23 protein-coding genes and 3 tRNA genes are annotated in these 18,027 nt (G+C 71.5%); 13 read left to right on the top strand and 13 right to left on the bottom strand.

Annotation, left to right across the window (positions count from 1 at the left end):
* Positions 1-202: 202 nt before the first annotated feature.
* On the bottom strand, positions 203-538 hold the full coding sequence (locus tag IE305_RS11920; RefSeq protein WP_190129521.1) for an ArsR/SmtB family transcription factor: 336 nt from the start codon (positions 536-538) through the stop codon (positions 203-205).
* Positions 539-597: 59 nt separating this feature from the next.
* Here IE305_RS11920 and IE305_RS11925 point away from each other — a divergent pair, with 59 nt between their 5' ends.
* Positions 598-969 (top strand): DUF3703 domain-containing protein, encoded by a 372-nt coding sequence (locus IE305_RS11925; RefSeq protein ID WP_229890854.1) that lies wholly within the window; start codon positions 598-600, stop codon positions 967-969.
* A 330-nt stretch (positions 970-1,299) separates the two neighbouring features.
* Here the strand turns inward: IE305_RS11925 and IE305_RS11930 are convergent, their stop codons facing one another.
* Complete coding sequence (locus IE305_RS11930; RefSeq protein WP_190129522.1) at positions 1,300-1,539, bottom strand: hypothetical protein; 240 nt, start codon at positions 1,537-1,539, stop codon at positions 1,300-1,302.
* Complete coding sequence (locus IE305_RS11935) at positions 1,536-1,697, bottom strand: hypothetical protein (RefSeq protein WP_190129523.1); 162 nt, start codon at positions 1,695-1,697, stop codon at positions 1,536-1,538. Before IE305_RS11935 ends, IE305_RS11930 begins: the two co-directional genes overlap by 4 nt.
* Positions 1,698-1,907: 210 nt before the next feature.
* Here IE305_RS11935 and IE305_RS11940 point away from each other — a divergent pair, with 210 nt between their 5' ends.
* Positions 1,908-2,108, top strand: a complete 201-nt coding sequence (locus IE305_RS11940; RefSeq protein ID WP_308440247.1) for a GntR family transcriptional regulator — start codon at positions 1,908-1,910, stop codon at positions 2,106-2,108.
* Between the two features lie 520 nt (positions 2,109-2,628).
* Here IE305_RS11940 and IE305_RS11945 read toward each other — a convergent pair.
* Positions 2,629-3,138, bottom strand: a complete 510-nt coding sequence (locus tag IE305_RS11945) for a hypothetical protein (protein ID WP_190129525.1) — start codon at positions 3,136-3,138, stop codon at positions 2,629-2,631.
* 113 nt (positions 3,139-3,251) lie between these two features.
* Positions 3,252-3,599: a VOC family protein gene (locus tag IE305_RS11950; RefSeq protein WP_190129526.1), complete on the bottom strand. Its 348-nt coding sequence runs from the start codon at positions 3,597-3,599 to the stop codon at positions 3,252-3,254.
* A gap of 198 nt (positions 3,600-3,797) precedes the next feature.
* Between IE305_RS11950 and IE305_RS11955 the strand changes: the two genes are divergently transcribed.
* The gene (locus IE305_RS11955; RefSeq protein ID WP_190129527.1) at positions 3,798-4,229 is read left to right on the top strand and encodes an SRPBCC domain-containing protein; all 432 of its coding nucleotides are present in this window, start codon (positions 3,798-3,800) and stop codon (positions 4,227-4,229) included.
* Positions 4,226-4,774: a TetR/AcrR family transcriptional regulator gene (locus tag IE305_RS11960; protein ID WP_229890855.1), complete on the top strand. Its 549-nt coding sequence runs from the start codon at positions 4,226-4,228 to the stop codon at positions 4,772-4,774. The genes IE305_RS11955 and IE305_RS11960 overlap by 4 nt, the downstream gene beginning before the upstream one ends.
* Before the next feature lie 180 nt (positions 4,775-4,954).
* Here IE305_RS11960 and IE305_RS11965 read toward each other — a convergent pair whose 3' ends face one another.
* Positions 4,955-5,161 (bottom strand): DUF4287 domain-containing protein, encoded by a 207-nt coding sequence (locus IE305_RS11965; RefSeq protein WP_190129528.1) that lies wholly within the window; start codon positions 5,159-5,161, stop codon positions 4,955-4,957.
* Complete coding sequence (locus IE305_RS11970; RefSeq protein WP_190129529.1) at positions 5,158-5,862, bottom strand: DUF998 domain-containing protein; 705 nt, start codon at positions 5,860-5,862, stop codon at positions 5,158-5,160. Before IE305_RS11970 ends, IE305_RS11965 begins: the two co-directional genes overlap by 4 nt.
* Positions 5,863-5,980: 118 nt before the next feature.
* Here IE305_RS11970 and IE305_RS11975 point away from each other — a divergent pair, with 118 nt between their 5' ends.
* Positions 5,981-6,604 carry a TetR/AcrR family transcriptional regulator gene (locus IE305_RS11975; protein WP_190129530.1) on the top strand — a complete coding sequence of 208 codons (624 nt, stop codon included), beginning with the start codon at positions 5,981-5,983 and terminating at the stop codon, positions 6,602-6,604.
* Positions 6,605-6,699: 95 nt separating this feature from the next.
* Here IE305_RS11975 and IE305_RS11980 read toward each other — a convergent pair whose 3' ends face one another.
* Complete coding sequence (locus IE305_RS11980; protein ID WP_190129531.1) at positions 6,700-7,074, bottom strand: STAS domain-containing protein; 375 nt, start codon at positions 7,072-7,074, stop codon at positions 6,700-6,702.
* A gap of 491 nt (positions 7,075-7,565) precedes the next feature.
* Between IE305_RS11980 and IE305_RS11985 the strand changes: the two genes are divergently transcribed.
* The 7 genes from IE305_RS11985 to IE305_RS12015 all read left to right on the top strand — a co-directional run bounded on the left by IE305_RS11985 (position 7,566) and on the right by IE305_RS12015 (position 13,690).
* Positions 7,566-7,757: a hypothetical protein gene (locus IE305_RS11985; RefSeq protein WP_190129903.1), complete on the top strand. Its 192-nt coding sequence runs from the start codon at positions 7,566-7,568 to the stop codon at positions 7,755-7,757.
* A gap of 43 nt (positions 7,758-7,800) precedes the next feature.
* Positions 7,801-8,094 carry a Dabb family protein gene (locus tag IE305_RS11990; RefSeq protein WP_190129532.1) on the top strand — a complete coding sequence of 98 codons (294 nt, stop codon included), beginning with the start codon at positions 7,801-7,803 and terminating at the stop codon, positions 8,092-8,094.
* 450 nt (positions 8,095-8,544) lie between these two features.
* Complete coding sequence (locus IE305_RS11995) at positions 8,545-9,369, top strand: RNA polymerase sigma factor SigF (RefSeq protein ID WP_190129860.1); 825 nt, start codon at positions 8,545-8,547, stop codon at positions 9,367-9,369.
* A gap of 200 nt (positions 9,370-9,569) precedes the next feature.
* On the top strand, positions 9,570-10,403 hold the full coding sequence (locus IE305_RS12000) for an RNA polymerase sigma factor SigF (RefSeq protein WP_190129533.1): 834 nt from the start codon (positions 9,570-9,572) through the stop codon (positions 10,401-10,403).
* Positions 10,404-11,130: 727 nt separating this feature from the next.
* Positions 11,131-11,370: a hypothetical protein gene (locus IE305_RS32955; protein WP_229890857.1), complete on the top strand. Its 240-nt coding sequence runs from the start codon at positions 11,131-11,133 to the stop codon at positions 11,368-11,370.
* Between the two features lie 174 nt (positions 11,371-11,544).
* Entirely contained in the window at positions 11,545-12,039 is a 495-nt protein-coding gene (locus IE305_RS12010; protein ID WP_190129535.1) for a MarR family winged helix-turn-helix transcriptional regulator, read from the top strand.
* A gap of 82 nt (positions 12,040-12,121) precedes the next feature.
* Complete coding sequence (locus IE305_RS12015) at positions 12,122-13,690, top strand: MDR family MFS transporter (protein ID WP_506005202.1); 1,569 nt, start codon at positions 12,122-12,124, stop codon at positions 13,688-13,690.
* Between the two features lie 164 nt (positions 13,691-13,854).
* Here the strand turns inward: IE305_RS12015 and IE305_RS12020 are convergent, their stop codons facing one another.
* On the bottom strand, positions 13,855-14,658 hold the full coding sequence (locus IE305_RS12020) for a TetR/AcrR family transcriptional regulator (protein ID WP_190129537.1): 804 nt from the start codon (positions 14,656-14,658) through the stop codon (positions 13,855-13,857).
* An 82-nt stretch (positions 14,659-14,740) separates the two neighbouring features.
* Positions 14,741-16,294, bottom strand: a complete 1,554-nt coding sequence (locus IE305_RS12025) for an MFS transporter (protein WP_190129538.1) — start codon at positions 16,292-16,294, stop codon at positions 14,741-14,743.
* Positions 16,295-16,479: 185 nt separating this feature from the next.
* On the opposite strand from IE305_RS12025, the gene IE305_RS12030 reads away from it, so the two are divergent.
* Positions 16,480-17,394 carry an LLM class F420-dependent oxidoreductase gene (locus IE305_RS12030; RefSeq protein ID WP_190129539.1) on the top strand — a complete coding sequence of 305 codons (915 nt, stop codon included), beginning with the start codon at positions 16,480-16,482 and terminating at the stop codon, positions 17,392-17,394.
* Between the two features lie 67 nt (positions 17,395-17,461).
* Here the strand turns inward: IE305_RS12030 and IE305_RS12035 are convergent.
* From IE305_RS12035 to IE305_RS12045, 3 genes are all read right to left on the bottom strand, one after another.
* Positions 17,462-17,535: transfer RNA gene (locus IE305_RS12035), tRNA-Met, on the bottom strand.
* Positions 17,536-17,577: 42 nt separating this feature from the next.
* Positions 17,578-17,650: transfer RNA gene (locus IE305_RS12040), tRNA-Arg, on the bottom strand.
* Positions 17,651-17,834: 184 nt separating this feature from the next.
* Positions 17,835-17,925 (bottom strand) — tRNA-Ser (locus IE305_RS12045).
* Positions 17,926-18,027 lie beyond the last annotated feature (102 nt).

Here is an 18,027-nt window from a genome sequence, read left to right on the forward strand (position 1 = left end):
GCGAGGTCTGCGAGGTCTCGGTCAGGAGCCGAAGCGCCGCTAGCGCCTCTTCGGAGCGGGAGCCCGCCTCGGCGGTGTAGACGCTCAGCCGCTGGTCCGGGTCGGCGGGCAGGGTGAGGGACTCGTAGTTAGGTGTACAGCGAGCGGGCGGTCTCGTCGCAGAACAGTCAGGCGGACGGCCTGACGGGGGGTGCCCCGTTCCTCAGCAGCACCCCTTTTCGTCGGCGTCCACGCACGTGCGGTCGGTGGCGACGGTCACCACGGCGTTGCGCAGGTCGTCGAGCGCGTGACCGAGGCGGGGGTCGGCCAGCTCGTACCGGGTGCGGCGGCCGTCGGGGACGGTGACGACCAGGCCGCAGTCGCGCAGGCACGCCAGGTGGTTCGACAGCCGGGTGCGGGAGATCCCCAACGCGTCGGCCAGGTCGGAGGGGTAGGCCGGGGCCTCACGCAGCGCGAGCAGCAGGCGGCAGCGGATCGGGTCGGCCAGCGCCCGGCCGAAGCGGGTCAGAGCGTCGAGGTCGGTCGCGAGGTTCAGCATGGACAAGACGATACACGAGTGCTTGAATTCACGACATCCTGAACCGTCGGAGGTCTTCCATGTCCCGCCGTACTCCCATGCCGCCCCGCCTGCTCGAGGCGTTCAACGCCGAGATGGCCGCAGCCCGCACACCGGGGCCGATGGAACAGCGATGGCGGGCCGCCGAGCGGGCGCACATCCTGTCCCAGCCCTGGCCGTGGGCCCACACCCGCAACCACGGGGTGATGCTCCGACTCGCCGTACGCGACCGCGACCTGCGCGAGGCCCTCGGCCAACTGGTACGCCTGGCCGTGGCCGCCCCCGGCTCGGCAGCCGGCAAGTACCCGGACGGCAACACCGGCCGCACCCGCGCCGGCCTCACCACCCCCATGCCGATCCCGGACGACCTCGCCGCCCTGCTCCGCGAGGCCGGCATCGCGCTGCGACCGTAGGGCGGGCCGGCTGGGGTGGGGCGGGGTGCGCGCCGGGGGCGGCGCGGCCGTGGGGGTGACCCGCGGCGTACGGCTGAACCGTGCCGGGGTTGGCTGCGCAGCGAGGACCGCCGTTGCGCGGCTATGAGCGCGTGCCCGCGGGCGCGAGGACACGCCCCGCCGGGGTGAAGGCGTAGCGCGACTGCGCCGCTGCGCGGCTTGGGGCGGGCAGGGCCGGGCTGCGCCCAGGAGGCCGCCCGCTGCGCGGCCGTGGGGGGCGACCCGCAACGCACGGCTGAGCCGTACCGGGGTTGGCTGCGCAGCGAAGGCCGCCGCTTCGCGGCTCAGCGGTCAGTCGAGGTGGGTGTAGCGCAGGTGGAGCCCCATGTCCTGGGTCGCCCGGACCGCCTCGGCCCGATCGCCCACCGCGACGGCACGGTACCGGCGTTGCTTGATCTCCCAGCAACCGTCACACCGTCGCGGCCCCGAGACACCGGGCGGTACGCGCACGAGCTCGGGAGCCGCCCGCCCCTGACGGCTGCGCGCGTTCACCTCCGCCACCTTCGACCGCAGTTCGTCACGCGCGCTCACCGCGTGAACTCCGTCTGCGGCACGAAGTCGATGCCGTGCGCGCCGATGGTGACGGCGTACGCGGGCCGCGGCGGAACGGACTTCGCGGCGGCAGCAGTGGCGTAGCTCCACCCCCTTACCCGCCTCCGACGGAACCAGTAGGCGATAACCTTCTTCATGTCAGCGTTCCTTGCCTGGCGTTGGCCACGCCCCGGGGTCGTTGCCGCGACCGCCGGGGCCTTGTGTGCGCAAGACGCTAGCAACGCCAGACCCTAGAACCCTTATGACGCACATAATTGACGTAATTCTTCCCTCGCGCAGTACCGCATGGTGCACGTAGCGTTCTGCTTGTGATCGAATTCGTTCCTGACATCCCGCGCTGGCGGCAAGTGGCCGAGGTCATGCGACAGCGCATCAAAGATGGGACGTACCCTCCGCGGACCCGTGTGCCGTCCGTTCTCCAGCTGGCGGAGGAGTTCCAGATCGCAACGATGACGGCCTACAAGGTCCTCCGCGCCCTGCGCGAGGAGGGGTTGACCTACACGGAGCCGGGGTTGGGCTCGTTCGTCGCGAAGAACCCCAAACACTGAACGGCACGAACTCGCCGCCGCAAACGGGCGGGTGGGCGGGGTAGCACTTCGCCTCCGCCCCGGCGCCGGCACCCACACGTCGCGGGCCACGCCCCACGGCCGCGCAGCGGGCGGCCCCCCGGGGCGCAGCCCGGCCCTCCCCGCCCCAAGCCGCGCAGCGGCGCAGTCGCGCTAGACCTCGCACGGTGCCGACACGCCGCCGGGCAAACGGGCGGGTGGGCGGGGGCAAGCCGCGCAGCGGCGCAATCACACTTCACACCCCGCGGGGGCTCGCCCTTACGCCTCGGGCCACGCCCCACGGCCGCGCAGCGGGCGGCGGACTGGTTACAGGCGGGTGGTAAACCGGCCGTCGGGCAGTTTTCGCAGCCAGCCGCGATCGACTCACCCGCTCAAGGACACGTTCGGCTACGGCGAGTTCGTCCAGTTCCGCGCGCCGCGGTGATCCGTTCCAGCAGCTCGGGAACCAGCAGGCACCGGATCGTAGAGGGCCGCTGATCCGCAGCGAGCAAGAACCGGATGGTCAGCCCGCCGCTTGTGCTGTCGGCTGCTCGCTCAGGAACTGCTTCGCGGCCTCGACTGCTTCCCTGTCGAGGTCTTCGAAGGAGACTCCCCAGCTCTCTTCCCAGCCGTCCAGGTTGTGTGCGCAGTGGACAAGTGGTTCCAGCTCTGCGGGATAGCCGAGGCCCTCGGCGATGTCTGCCCAGATGAGGTGGGTGCCGGTGGTCGGGTCCAGGGATCCGTCGGCGATCTGACCGGCGACCCAGTAGGCCATCGCCCACTTTGCGGCCCGAGGGTCAGCGGGCGGGTGGAAGAGCAGCCCCAGCTCATCCATTACCTGGTCGAAGAGTGCTGGAGCTTCGGGCTCTTCGCTCCGGAGGAGACCGGCCAGCATGGCCAGAGAGGGGCTCTCCACCCCGGCAATCAGCGCGTCCAGCCCTGCCTGGATGAGCCGGTCGGAGCCGACGTGCCTACCGAATGCCCTCTCACGCGCGATGTGGCTGAGCTGCTTGAGGGCGTCGTCGCGGGTCATCAGAGTCTTCCGTTCGGCGTCTGGCAGAAGAAGGCTCGCATACCAGCCGATGCTGCTGCATCGTGTTTCCGTTCGAGCGGCTGCCCTGCCAGATGGCCTCCGATCGACGGCCGTCAACGATGGCCCAGTACGTTGACCACCCGTCCGTTCGGGTCGCGGACGAAGAATCGTCGTACGCCCCATTCCTCGTCCTGCAACGGGTGCACGATTTCCGCACCGCTCGCCCGCATGACCGCGTAGGCCGCATCCACGTTGTCCACCTCGACGCTCATGTCAGGAGCGACCGGCGCGGTCTTGTCGTCGGCCATGACGCTGATCTGCGCTGCCGGGCTGGCCGGGGAGGCGAGCGTCATGATCCAGCCGTGGTTCATGACCTCCTCGAAGCCCAGCAGGCCGTAGAACTCCCGGCTCTCCTGCGCCGCCTCCGAGCGGATGTTGGGCACGACACGGCGAACGGCCATGACTGACTCCCCACGAGAACGTCCCCACCTTCGCGTCCTCCCAGGTGTACTACGCCCCGTCCGCCGCTGCATGCCCTTTCGATGCGCGACCAGGCCGGCGCCCGCCCCCAGCACCACTTGCCAGGCTAACGCCGTTAGCCGTACGGTGTGATCACGCGGCTAACAGCGTTAGCCATCTCTCTCCCCTCGGAGCCCCCCATGCACGCCGTCCGCACCCACATCGACATCGCCGCCCCCGCCGCCCGCGTGTGGCAGGTGCTCACCGACTTCGACGCCTACCCGCAGTGGAACCCCTTCCTCGTCAGTGCCGAGGGGAAGGCCGAAGAAGGCGCCGCACTGAAGATGACCCTCGTCAACAACGGTTCCACCATGCGCTTCCGCCCCACCGTCCGCGCCGCCGTCCCCGGGCGGGAGCTGCGCTGGCTCGGGCGGCTCGGGGTGCCCGGCCTCCTCGACGGGGAGCACTCCTTCCTCATCGAGGAGACCGGGCCCGGCAACGTGCGGCTCACCCATGCCGAGACCTTCACCGGCGCCCTCGTGGCCGTACCCTTCGTACGCCGGAAGCTCGACGTCCACGACGCCTTCGCGGCCATGAACACCGCCCTCAAGGAGCGAGCCGAGCAGCAGTGAACCCCGATCAGCAGCCCCTCCGCACCTCGCGCACGCCCCGCGCCGTCCAGATCGTCGCAGCCGCCCGCGACCTGCTGGAGGAGCGGGGCCGCGACGAACTCACCATGCGCGCCCTCGCCGAACGCCTCGGCATCCGCGCCCCCTCCCTCTACAAGCACTTCCGCAACAAGGAAGCCGTCGAAGCGGCGCTCGTGGAGGACGCCCTCGCCGACATGGGCACCGCCCTGCACACCGCCTTGGCCGGGGCGTCCCCGACGGACCGCGTACCGGTGCTGCTGGCTGCGTACCGGCGGCACGCACTCGCCCACCCGGCGCTGTACCGCCTGGCCACCACCGGGCCCCTGCCGCGCGCGGCCCTGCCGGAGAGGCTGGAGGAGTGGGCCGGCAGCCCCTTCTTCCTCGCCACCGAGGACCCCCACCTCGCCCAGGCCCTCTGGTCGTACGCGCACGGAATGGTCGTCCTCGAACTCGACGACCGCTTCCCCGGCGGCTCCGACCTCGACCTCACATGGCAGGCCGGCGCCCGCGCCTTCACGGAGCCGTAGCTGCGCACGCTCGGCTGAACACACCCGCGCCCGCACCCACGAGCTGTCGGCGCTCCGAGCCGAACTCGCCTCCCGGGTCGACACCGGCTGCCCCCTCCGCGCGACGGAACGGGGCCGCTGAGCAACAACCGGCGCGGTCGGTGGCTGGACCACCGGTACGCGATCAACGAGGTATCGAACTCAGGCGCGTTCGGCGAGGGTGTGCGCGACGAGGGCGTTGGCGTGTCCGTGGCCGAGGCCGTGCTCGGTCTTGAGCCACGCGACAAGCTCCATGTGCTTGGTCAGCGGCGACGTACGGATCAGGGTCTTCCACTCCTCGATCGGGCGGCCGTACTTCTTCTCGATCGACGGGAAGTAGCTGGCGGGGCCTTTCACCGGTGCGGTCATGCTGCGGGCTCCTGTCCTCGGTACGGGTGGATGTGGATGGTGGGTCGGGCGGGGGCGGCCAGGCGGGTGGTGACCGCCGTCAGGGCGAGCAGGCCGAGGCCCGCTCCGGCGGTGAAGGCCGCCACCGTGGTGGCCGAGGCGGCGAAGCCGGCGAGGACGCCCACCGGCACCACGCGGCAGGTCATGGCCCAGCCCCGGCGGCCGTGGGCGGCGAAGTGCCGGGCCAGTACGAGGAACGCGGCGCACAGCGCGAGGTAGCCGGCCGTGCCGGCGAGCATGTGGACGGCGCCGTGCGCGCTCATCGCGCCCGGGCCGTCCGGCGTACCGGCCGGGAAGCCCGCGCCCGGATCGGCGGTGAACACCCCGGCGACCAGGAAGGATGCGCCGAAGGCGCCGATCAGCCGCGGCGCCCAAGTGCCGCCCGGGCCACGCCCGATGGCTCGCCGGACGCCCACCGCGCCCGCGGTGATCAGCACGCCGGTGAGCAGGAAGTTCGCCACCTGGATCCAGCCCGGCGAGCCGAGGCTCAGCTGGCTGAGGGCGTTGCGGGTGAAGTCGAAGCCGTCACGGGTGAGGCCCCCGGCCACCCCTACGCCCAGGAACAGCGGGCCGGCCGCGGCCCCGGCGGCCAGCAGGGCGCGGGCCGAGACCCGAGCCGGGACAAAACTGCTGGTGAGCGGAGCGCCCATCGCCTGCGTCATGAAGATCTCCCCCTATGCCCGGGCCGGCATCAGCCCGGGAACTGGACGGTACAGTACTCATCCCAGAACTGGACTGTCCAGTACTGTTGCCTCCCAGGTGCCAAGCCGAGGAGGAGACATGGAAGCGAACGAGCCCGGCGGGCGATCCGCGCGCAAGCATCAGGCGATCATCGAGGCCGCCACGGCGGTGTTCATGGAGAAGGGCTACGCCCGCACGAGCATGGACGACATCGCCAAGCTGGCCGCCGTGTCCAAGCAGACGGTGTACAAGCACTTCGCGGACAAGGAGACCCTGTTCGCCGAGATCGTCATGGCCACCACCGACCGGGTCGACGCCATGATCGACGCGGTCTCCGGCATCCCCGCCGACGCCGCCTCGCTGGAGGAGAACCTCGTCCGGCTGGCCCACCGGTTCCTGACCACGCTGACCCACCCCCAGGTGCTCCAGCTCCGGCGGCTCGTCGTCGCCAACGCCGACAGCTTCCCCGAGCTGGGCGCCGCCTGGTACGAGCAGGGCTTCGAGCGGGTGCTGGCCACCCTGGCCGACACCTTCCGGCACCTGGCCGACCAGGGCCTGCTGCGGATCGACGACGCGACCCTCGCCGCGAACCACTTCTCCGGCCTGCTGCTGTGGATCCCCGTGAACAAGGCCATGTTCCACGGCAGCCCGCAGCACACCCAGCCGGAACTCGACCACTACGCCACGGCCGGCGTCCGCGCTTTCCTCGCCGCCTACCGCTGACCCGGCCGGCGGAGCCCCATCCCCAGCCGCGAAGCGGCCGCCCCGGCGCCGTCGTCGACGCCTGGAGGCGGCCCCACGGGCAGTACCCGGGGCTGTTACGCCGGTACGCTCCCCACCCCCACCGGGGGGAACGCGTCCAGCCAGGTGAATGCCTGTTCCACGCCCGCGATGCGGATCACCTTCGTCGCCATCGGGCCGCCGCGGACCACCCGTAGGCGCGCCCCGCGGGCCGTCGCGCGCAGGTGCGTGCGCAGCAGGAGGCGGATGCCGCTTGCGTCCAGGAACGTCACGCCGCGCAGGTCCACGACCAGGTCGCCGCGGCAGCGGGTGGCCAGGGACTCCAGGCGCGGGGCGAGTGTCTGTTCGGCGAAGATGTCGATTTCGCCGAGGAGTTCCGCGACGACCGCTCCCCCCACCACGCGTTCCCGCAGGGAGAAGGCGAGCTCGTGCACGCCCATGGCGAACCTCACCGCCCTCCCTCATCGGGCACATCATCTGTGGTGTGTCGTACGCCGTGTGCCTTTGTGGTGCCCGGACGACGGGCCCGAATCACCTGTGCGGGACGCCGGAAGCCCCGGCTCCGGGCCGTGTGCGCGCGAACTCCGGAGCCGGGGCTTCCGGCAGGCGCAGGACGGGGGAGGCGGCATCGGGGGGACAAGCCTCCTCCCCCGGCGCGGACACGGTCCCGTGTGCCGGCCGCGGTCGGGGGGATGCGCGGCCGGACCCCGCTCGGGCGCCCGTGTCCTGGGCCACCGGATTCCTGCCAGACCCGGCGGCTCACCACCATCCTCCGCTCCGGCGGCGCCGCCGGGGACCGGCGAAGGGCCCCGTCCCCAGGGCCGAAGGTCCCTAAAGGTGGTGTGAGGACCCCCACACCGACCGACACGGCGACACGATTCGGCCAAACATTCGCTCGCGCGTTTGCGCGGATAGACTCCGCCTCCAGACGCAGGATCCGGTCGTGGAGGACGACGAGGGCGACATGGCGCAGATAGAGACCAAGAAGGTCGTGCTCTGGGGGCTCGGCATCTTCGTCGCGTACACGATCATCCACTCCCCGGGCCGCTCGGCCGAGCTGGTGCACATAGGCTTCCAGGGCATTTCCGACGCCGCCGGCAGCATCGGCGAGTTCATGACCCAGCTCATCAGCTGATCCGCTGCGTCAGCTGCCCCGCCCAGGAACGGAGACCCCGCCCGTGATCCGCCACCTCGTCCTGTTCAAGCTCAACGAGGGCGTCACGCGTGACGACCCGCGCGTGGCCGCCGGCGTCGCGGCGTTCGAGGCGCTCGGGGGCGCCATTCCGGAGCTGCGCTCCTGGGAGTGCGCCTGGAACATCTCCGACCGCCCCATCGCGTACGACTACGCCATCAACTGCACCGTCGACGACACCGAGGCGCTCCAGCGGTACCTGGACCACCCCGCCCACCAGGCGGGCGTCGGCCAGTGGCGGGAATTCGCCACCTGGGTGATCGCCGACTACGTGGTCTGACGGCTCCGGCCGCCTCCGGCGACACGCGCGCCAGGCCCCGCGCCACCACCCCCCACCGTCCCGGTGGGGGGTCTTTTGCACGGCCAACACGGCACTTTGCGGTGCTTGCACACAGTGGACATGTGTTGTGATGCTATGACCGCTTTTGACCGGATCAGTTCGCCCAGTGAAGGGGTGGTGACCGTGCCGGCCCGTACAGCGCCCGAAGCCCCCCTCCGGCGCGAACGACCCACCGGGGAACCGGACCGGACCGAGGACACCGACGGTTCCGGCGCCGAGGACGCCGGCGGTGTCGCGGAGCACGCCCGCGACACCGCGGAGCATGCCTGCGACTCCCTGGAGCATGCCTGCGACTCCGTGGAGCACGTCTGCGCCTCCGTGGACGACGCCCCCGTCGCCGGGGCCACGGAGGCCGCAGACGCCGCCCCGGACACCGCCCCTGACACCGCCGTGGACAACGCCCCGGACGCCACCGAGCCCCCCGAGGCCCCCGCCCCCCGCACCCGCGAGGGCCGTGGTGCCGATGCCCGGGCGCTGACCCAGGTGCTCTTCAAGAAGTTCGCCACCCTCGAACCGGGCACCCCCGAGCACGCCCGCGTGCGCGCCGCCCTGATCGAAGCCAACCTCCCGCTCGTGCGGTACGCGGCGGCGCGTTTTCGCAGCCGCAACGAGCCCATGGAGGACGTGGTGCAGGTCGGCACCATCGGCCTCATCAACGCCATCGACCGCTTCGACCCCGACCGCGGGGTGCAGTTCCCCACCTTCGCCATGCCCACGGTGATCGGCGAGATCAAGCGCTACTTCCGCGACAACGTCCGCACGGTCCACGTCCCGCGCCGCCTCCACGAGCTGTGGGTGCAGGTCAACGGCGCGACGGAGGACCTGACCGTGCTGCACGGCCGCTCGCCGACCACCGCCGAGATCGCCGAACGGCTGAAAATTCCCGAGGAGGAGGTGCTGGCCTGCATCGAGGCCGGCCGCTCCTACCACGCCACCTCGCTGGAGGCCGCCCAGGAGGGCGACGGGCTGCCCGGACTGCTGGACCGGCTCGGCTACGAGGACCCCGCGCTGGCGGGGGTGGAACACCGCGACCTGGTACGTCACCTGCTCGTACAGCTGCCGGAGCGCGAACAGCGCATCCTGCTGCTGCGCTACTACAGCAATCTGACACAGTCGCAGATCAGTGCGGAGCTGGGGGTGTCGCAAATGCACGTGTCGCGGCTACTCTCACGGAGCTTCGCCCGCCTGCGTTCCGCAAATCGAATCGACGCCTAACCCCTGCGGGTGACCCGCACTCCGGGCCAGGGGGAAGATAAGTCGACTTGGCGCTACAGCGTGTTGCCGACATGTGACATTCTGCTGGAACTGCGTTTGCCGCAGCGCGGCCTCCGGTATTCAGGTGGGGGCCGAAGCCCCCGGCCGTACCCTCGTCCGGGGCGCCCGCTGTGACCCGTCCGCGACCTCAAGGGGGTGGCATGTCCGTAGACCTGGGCAGCGCGAAGGTGCTCGCCAACGACGCACCGCACGCCGTGCTCGACGACTGCGAAGCCATCGACACCCGCACCCTCTCCCGCTCCCTCTTCCTCCGGCTGGCCGCGCTGGAGCCCGGGAGCCCCGAGCGCACGTACGTCCGTGACACCCTCATCGAGCTCAACCTCCCCCTCGTGCGCTACGCGGCGGCCCGCTTCCGCAGCCGCAACGAGCCGATGGAAGACATCGTGCAGGTCGGCACCATCGGGCTGATCAAGGCGATCGACCGTTTCGACTGCGAACGCGGCGTGGAATTCCCGACGTTCGCCATGCCCACCGTCGTCGGCGAGATCAAACGCTTCTTCCGGGACACCAGCTGGTCCGTGCGCGTGCCGCGCCGGCTCCAGGAGCTGCGGCTCGCCCTCACCAAGGCCAGCGACGAGCTCGCACAGAAGCTCGACCGCTCCCCCACCGTGCCCGAACTGGCCCTGTGCCTGGGCGTCTCGGAGGAGGACGTGGTCGACGGCCTCGCCGTGGGCAACGCCTACACCGCCAGCTCGCTGGACTCCCCCTCCCCCGAGGACGACGGCGGCGAGGGCTCGCTGGCCGACCGGCTGGGGTACGAGGACACGGCGCTGGAAGGCGTGGAGTACCGCGAGTCGCTCAAGCCGCTGCTGGCCAAGCTGCCGCCCCGGGAGCGGCAGATCATCATGCTGCGGTTCTTCGCCAACATGACCCAGTCGCAGATCGGCGAGGAGGTCGGCATCTCCCAGATGCACGTCTCCCGGCTCCTCACGCGCACCCTCGCCCAGCTGCGCGAAGGGCTCATCGCCGACTGAAACCGGCTGAACGCCGAGAGATCGCCGAGAGATCGCCGAGAGAACGACGAGAGAACAACGACGAGAGAGCGCCGACCGAAACCGGCCAACCGGCCGGCCGGACGGCAGGACCGTGTACAGCTGACCACCCGTCAGTAACACTGGGCCGATGCGACTGCGCCGGACGACGATCGTCTCCGCCTCTGCCGTCGTGCTCTGCCTGGGTGCCGTGATCACCGGCTGCGGCGGTGGCGACCGGGAAGGCCGCATCGCCACGGGGGCCGCCGGTCCCGGCGCACCCGGACCGGCGTACGGAGCCGTGCCGCCCACCGGCGGCGTACGGTTCGTACCGCTGGACGGAGCCGCGCCCCCTGCCCCTCCGGCGTCACCTCTCACCCCGCTCCCCTCCCCGTACGCGTCGGCGCACCGCGCCCCGCAAGGCCCCGGCCCCACGTCCGGCCCGCCCCGGCCCTCTGCTTCCGCGCCGCCCGCGCCCCATACTCCGGGCGCCCCGGCCCCGCCCCGTACCGCCGGCACGACCGGCGTACCCGTCCCGGGCGGCCCTCCGTCGCGGCCGAGCCCCGCCACAAGCGGCGGCGGCCCACCGGGCGGCGGCACTCCGCAGCGCCCACCGGCAGCGTCCCCGCCGACGTCCGTACCGCCCCCGCCGTCCCCCGCCCTCCGTGCGGGCCCGCCCCGCCGCGTACCGCCCGAACCGGGTGACGTGCCCTGGTGCGAGCGGGTCGCCGTGACCTTCACCAACACCGGCCGCAGCGCGGTCACCGCCGGCTCCGTCGTCCTGGGCACCCACGTCCTCGGCCCCCTGGGCACCGACTGGACGACCCTCCCCTCCGTACACCCGCTGCCCGTACCCATCGCGCCCGGCGGCACCGCCGAGGGGCGCTGGACGGTGTGCGTCGACGCCTGGCGCGTCCCGCCGGGCTGGTGGATCGAGACCCGCGACGTCTGGCCCGCGGCATCCCCCTGAGCCCCCGGCCCAGGCCCCAGACCTCTGATCTGCATCTTTACGTACCACCGGGGAACCCTTGGCGCTTCCTTTACCACCGAATGCCCGATTTCGTTTGCCTTCAGCAACCAATCTTCCTATGGTTGCCCTAAGCAACAACAACCGTTTCCGGCGTGCAGCAAGGAGTCCCGGCCGATGGCCGCACAGGAGCAGTACGAGGAGCTGGCCCGCCAGCTCAGCGCCATCGGCGCCGTCAAGCGCGGCCTGAGCCGGGTCCTTCCCCAGGACTGCTCACCCGCCACGGCGATCCTCCTCGCGCTGCTCTCCCAGCACGGCGAGATGCGCATGAGCAAGCTCGGCGAGCTGCTGGGCATCGACGCCTCCGTGACCAGCCGGCACGTCGCGTACGCGGCCGAGCGCGGCTGGATCGAGCGGCACCCCGACCCGCTGGACAAGCGGGGCCGGCTGCTGCGCCTCACGCCCTCGGGCGACGCGCAGCTGGGAGAGGTCTCCGCCCGTTACACCGACGCGCTCGCCGCCTGTCTGCACGACTGGTCCGACGACGACGTCACCCGCCTCAACGCGCTGCTCCGCAGGCTGCGCGAGGACTTCGGCGAGTGCCGCCCCCGGGCGGCCGTGCCGGCGCACCGGGACGCTTCCCGGCCCACCACCCCCCGTACACCCGCGTAACCCCCCACCTGAAAGGACGTCCATGGCCAAGACCACACCAGCCGGTGTGCGGGACGCCTCCACCGCCGGCGAGGCCGCCCCGATGTCGCACCGCCAGATAATGGAGGCCCTCTCGGGCCTGCTGCTCGGCATGTTCGTCGCGATCCTCTCCTCGACGATCGTCTCGAACGCGCTGCCGGAGATCATCCACGACCTGCACGGCAGCCAGTCCTCCTACACCTGGGTCGTCACCGCCTCGCTGCTGGCGATGACCGCCTCCACCCCGCTGTGGGGCAAGCTGTCCGACCTGTTCAGCAAGAAGCTGCTGGTCCAGCTGTCCCTGGTGATCTACGTGGCCGGTTCCGTGGTCGCCGGCCTGTCCCAGAACACCGGCATGCTCATCGCCTGCCGCGTCGTCCAGGGCATCGGCGTGGGCGGTCTCTCCGCGCTCGCCCAGATCGTCATGGCGGCCATGATCTCCCCGCGTGAGCGCGGCCGTTACTCCGGCTACCTCGGTGCGACCTTCGCCGTCGCCACCGTCGGCGGCCCGCTGCTGGGCGGCGTCATCACCGACACCGACTGGCTCGGCTGGCGCTGGTGCTTCTACGTCGGCGTGCCCTTCGCGATCATCGCGCTGGTCGTGCTGCAGAAGACCCTGAAGCTGCCCGTGGTGAAGCGCGACGTCAAGGTCGACTGGCTCGGCGCGTTCTTCATCACCGCCTCCGTCACCCTGCTGCTGATCTGGGTCACCCGGGCCGGCAAGGGCAAGGACTACGACTGGGTCTCCTGGCAGAGCGGCGTCATGGTCGCCGGCTCGGTGCTGCTCGCCGCGCTGTTCGTGCTGGCCGAGTCCAAGGCGGCCGAACCGATCATCCCGCTGCGGCTGTTCCGCAACAAGACGATCGCGCTGTCCGCGCTCGCCAGCCTCTTCGTGGGCGTGGCGATGTTCGCCGGCACCGTCTTCTTCTCCCAGTACTTCCAGCTGGCCCGCGGCGAGTCGCCGACCATGTCCGGCGTGCTGACCATCCCGATGATCGCCGGACTCTTCGTCTCCTCGACGGTCTCCGGCCAGGTCATCACCAAGACCGGCCGCTGGAAGGCGTGGCTGCTCAGCGGTGGCGTGCTGCTCACGGCGGGCCTGGGCCTGCTGGGCGGCATGCGGTACGACACCCCGTACTGGCACCTGGCCGTCTTCATGGCCCTCACCGGTCTCGGCATCGGCATGATGATGCAGAACCTGGTGCTGGCCGCCCAGAACCAGGTCGAGCCCAAGGACCTCGGTGCCGCCAGCTCCGTCGTCACCTTCTTCCGCTCGCTCGGCGGCGCGGTGGGCGTCTCGGTGCTCGGCGCGGTCCTCGCCACCCGCGTCCCGGACTACGTCCGCGACGGCCTGATGAAGCTCGGCCCGAAGGCGGTCGCCGCCATGGGCCACGGCGGGACGAGCGGCGGGGGCATCCCCGACCTGAAGGCGCTGCCGGCCCCGGTCCGCGACGTGATCGAGAGCGCGTACGGCCACGGCATCGGCGACGTCTTCCTCTACGCGGCGCCCTGCGCGCTGATCGCCTTCCTGGTGACGCTGTTCATCAAGGAGGTCGCTCTGAAGAGCACGGCGGCGGCCGCCCCGGCCACCGCCACCACCGAGACTCCGGTACGGAGCACGGCACGCCGCTGAGCGGAGGCGCGCCGGGCAGGTACCGGAAGCGGCCCCGGCGGGGTGTGCGCGAAACGGCAGGGGACGGCCCTGCGCGCACCCCTCCGGGGCCGGGAACACGACGAAGGCGCCGCCCCCCGAGAAGGGGGGCGGCGCCGTTCGTCGTGCCACCGTTCCAGCGGTGGCTACGGTGCCTGCGGTGCCTGCGGACTGTCGCGGTGGCGGTCGCGCATGACCTCGATGCCGGCGATGACCGTCTCGAGACCGAGCTCGAAGTCGCGCTGCCACAGCTCCTCGATCGGCTCGCCCTCGCGGGCCTCGACCAGCTCCACCGCCTCGGGCACGGTCCGGGTGATCTCCGGGCTGCTGAGGACGAGGTCCTTGGCCTTCTCGTAGTACTCGTCCAGGTCCATGCCCTCCTCCCGCACCCGGGCCCGGTGGAGGCTCTCCAGCGACGCGAAGCCGTACACGAACTGGAAGAGCGCGCCGAGGGAGCCGGTCAGCTCCGCGGGGCGCACACCGGAGCGGCGCATCACGGCGAGCAGCGTGTCGGAGAAGCGCAGCGCCTTCGGACCCATGTTGAAGTAGCGGGACAGCAGCTGCGGCACCCACGGGTGGGCGACCAGGACGCGGCGGTAGGTGACGGCCATGGCGCGGAGCTGGTCGCGCCAGTCGGCGCCCTCCTCGGCCGGGTCCGGCACGTCCAGCTCGGCCCAGACCTCGTCGACGGCGTACTCGAGGAGGTCGTCCTTGGTCTTGACGTACCAGTAGACCGACATGGCGGTCACGCCCAGCTCCGCGGCGAGCTTGCGCATGGAGAACTTGGCCAGGCCCTCCGCGTCCAGCATGCGCACCGTGGTCGCCACGATCCGCGGCAGGTCGAGCCCGCCCTCGCCGGGCGCGCCCTCCGCCCTGCGCCGCGGCGCCTCGTCCTTGCCGGCCAGCCAGACGCTGGTGCGGGGGGTGCCCTTGCGACCGCCGCTCGCCATGTGCGCGCTCTCCCTCTTCACTGCGCCGTCTTCCCTGCGCCGTCTTCCCTGCGCATACGTGTCGAATGCTATGCAGCCGTCGCTACGCGGCGGACTGCCGGGCCGACCGCTCCGCGCGGCGCAGCAGCAGGCCGGAGACGAGGCCGCCGGCCAGGACGGCCGCGGCGCCCACCAGCTGGCCGGACTGCACGCCGGAGGCGAAGGCGTCCTGGACGGCCGCGCGCTCGCCGGGCGTGCGGGTGAGCTGGAGCGCGGCGGGCAGGGAGCCGGCGCCGGTGGCGACGGCGGGCAGGAGCGAGGCGAAGCGGGAGTTGAGGACGGCGCCGAGGACGGCGACGCCGAGGCCGTTGCCGCACTCCTGGAGCGTGCCGTTGACGCCGGCGCCCACGCCGGCCTTCTCCGGCGGGATGGCCGACATGATGGCGTTGGCCATGGCGGGCATGGAGAGCGCGAGGCCGGCGCCCATGACGATCAGGCCGGCCAGCATGCCGCCGTAGCCGTGCGCGCCGAGCAGGGCGATCATCGCGAGGCCCGCGGCGAGCAGGGTCATGCCGCCCGCGATGGCGGCCGGTGCGCCGACCTTGCCCATCAGCCGGGCGCCGACGCCGGTGAGGTTGAGGACGACGATGACGAGCGCGAGCGGCGTCATGCGCAGGCCGGTCTGGAGCGGGTCGTAGTGCAGCACGAGCTGGAGGTGCTGGGTGAGGAGGAAGAACGAGCCGCCCATGCCGAACGCCACGAGGATGCCGCCCGCGACCGCGGCGACGAACCGGCTGTGGCGGAAGAAGTGCATGTCGAGCATCGGGTACGGGAAGCGGCTCTCCCACACGGCGAAGACGGCGAGGACGACGAGGCCGGTGATGCCGGAGCCGAGCACGCGGCCGGAGGTCCAGCCGTGGCCGGGGCCGGAGATGATCGCGAAGACGACGCCGGTCATGCCGAGGGTGGAGAGCAGGGCGCCGACCAGGTCGGGCCGGTCGCCGGTGCCGTTCTTCGACTCGGGCACCCACTTGAGGACGGCGAGCAGGCCGATCACCGCGACGGGCAGGTTGATGAGGAAGACCGAGCCCCACCAGAAGTGGTTGAGCAGGCTGCCGCCGATGAGCGGGCCGGCGGCGAAGCCGAGCGAACCGACCGCGCCCCACAGGCCGATGGCCTTGGGCCGCTCCTCGTCGTCGAATATCTGCACGACGACGGCGAGCGTGGTGGTCATCAGGAGGGCGCCGCCGACGCCCATGCCGGCCCGTGCGGCGATCAGCTGGCCGGTGGTCTGCGACAGCGCGGCGACGAGCGAGCCGGCGCCGAAGAGGGCGAGGCCGAGGGCGAGCAGCTTCTTGCGGCCGTAGCGGTCGGCGGCGTTGCCGGCCGCGAGCAGCAGGCCCGCCTGCACCAGCGAGTAGGCGTTGAGCATCCACTGGACGTCCGCGGTGGTCGCGCCCATCTCCTTGGTGAGGGAGGGGACGGCGACCGTGAGGATCGTGTTGTCCAGCAGGACGGTCAGCTGGGCGAGGCAGATGACGCCGAGGACGAGCCACCGGGTGGGGTTGCGGTGCGGGTGCGGGTGCGGTTCCGGCGCGGTGGGGTCGGAGGCCGGGCCGGAGGTGGCGGGTGGTGATCCGGCGGTGGTCGACGGCATGAGGGGTCCCCCTTGGTTTTCTACGGGTCTTCTACAGCTCTTCTACGGTGTATGGCCGAGCTGGCGTCGTACACCGTACAAGAGTCCCTGTACGCCGTACAAGACTTTTTTCGATCAACGGATTCGGGGCCGCCTCAGGACTGCGGACAGGGAATAAGCGGACGAGACCTCCGGTTGACCGGGGCATGAGCGAAGATCACGAAGCAACGGGGCGCACGCTCGCGTCCCGGCTCGGCACCATCGGGCTCTGGGCCGTCGGCCTGCGCGCGGACGACGCCTCGCGGGTCGGCGAAGTGCGCGAGGCGGCAGCGGAGTTGGAGGAGCTGGGTTACGGCGCGCTGTGGGTCGGCGGCAACCCCTCGCTGGAGCAGATCGCCCCCTTGCTGGAGGCCACGACCCGGGTCACCGTCGGGACCAGCATCCTCAGCATCTGGGACCACGAGGCCCCGGCCGTCGCCGCCGGCGTCGCGGCACTGCCGGCCGGGCAGCGCGAACGCTTCCTCCTCGGCCTGGGCGCGAGCCACTCCCATCTCGCCAAGGACTACGCGCGCCCGTACACGACCATGCGGCGCTACCTCGACGCGCTCGACGCCGCACCCGTACCGCTGCCGGCCGGGCAGCGGCTGCTGGCGGCGCTCGGCCCGAAGATGCTGGAGCTCGCCCGCGACCGGGCGGCCGGCGCCCTGCCGTACCTCGTGACCGCCGAGCACACCGCACAGGCCCGCGAACGCCTCGGCGAGGGCCCGCTGCTCGCGCCCGAGCTGAAGGTCGTCCTCGACACCGACCCGGCGCGCGCCCGCGAACGCGCCCGCGCCTACCTCGGCTTCTACCTGCCCATGCCCAACTACCGGAACAACCTGCTGCGGCTGGGCTTCACCGAGGACGACTTCGCCGGCGACGGCAGCGACCGCCTGGTCGAGGCGCTCTTCGCGCTCGGCGACGGCGAGGCGGTACGGGCCCGCGTGGACGCGTTCCTCGCGGCGGGCGCCGACCACGTGGCGCTCCAGGTCGTCCCGGAGGGCGACCCGCGGACCACCGAGCCGCCACGCGCACTGTGGCGGACCCTGGCCGAGGAGCTCGCGCTCGGCAACGGCCACTGACCGACGGACCGGGCCCCGGAAAACACCGAGGGCCCGGTACGAAACGTACCGGGCCCTCGGTCTTGAGTAGCGGGGACAGGATTTGAACCTGCGACCTCTGGGTTATGAGCCCAGCGAGCTACCGAGCTGCTCCACCCCGCGACGGTCGAAAAGCCGGGTCCAAAAGTCCCGGCCTTCCGGCTGTGCGCTCGGCAGGATTCGAACCTGCAACCTCTTGATCCGTAGTCAAGTGCTCTATCCGTTAAGCTACGAGCGCTCGGCTTCCCGGCTGGTTTCCCGGCCGGTCGGCGTTGCGGGAACAACATTACATGAACCTCGCCGCGAGACGAAATCCGTTCCCCACACCCCCACTGACCTGCGGAAACACAGGTCAGTGGGGGTGTGGGGAGGAAACGACGAAGCCCCGGCCGCCACAAGGACGACCGGGGCTCACGCGACGGCGGAGGCGGAGGGATTTGAACCCTCGATGGGCTTTAAGGCCCAAACCGCATTAGCAGTGCGGCGCCATAGACCGGACTAGGCGACGCCTCCAGCCGCATCCGCGCGTACGCGAATGCCGCGTGCAGATGATGACACAGCCTTGCGGCTCGTCACCAATCGCACCCCTACGGTACCGGGCCGCGGCCTCCCTGG

This window comes from Streptomyces mashuensis, assembly GCF_014654785.1.
Taxonomy (GTDB): Bacteria; Actinomycetota; Actinomycetes; order Streptomycetales; family Streptomycetaceae; genus Streptomyces; species Streptomyces mashuensis.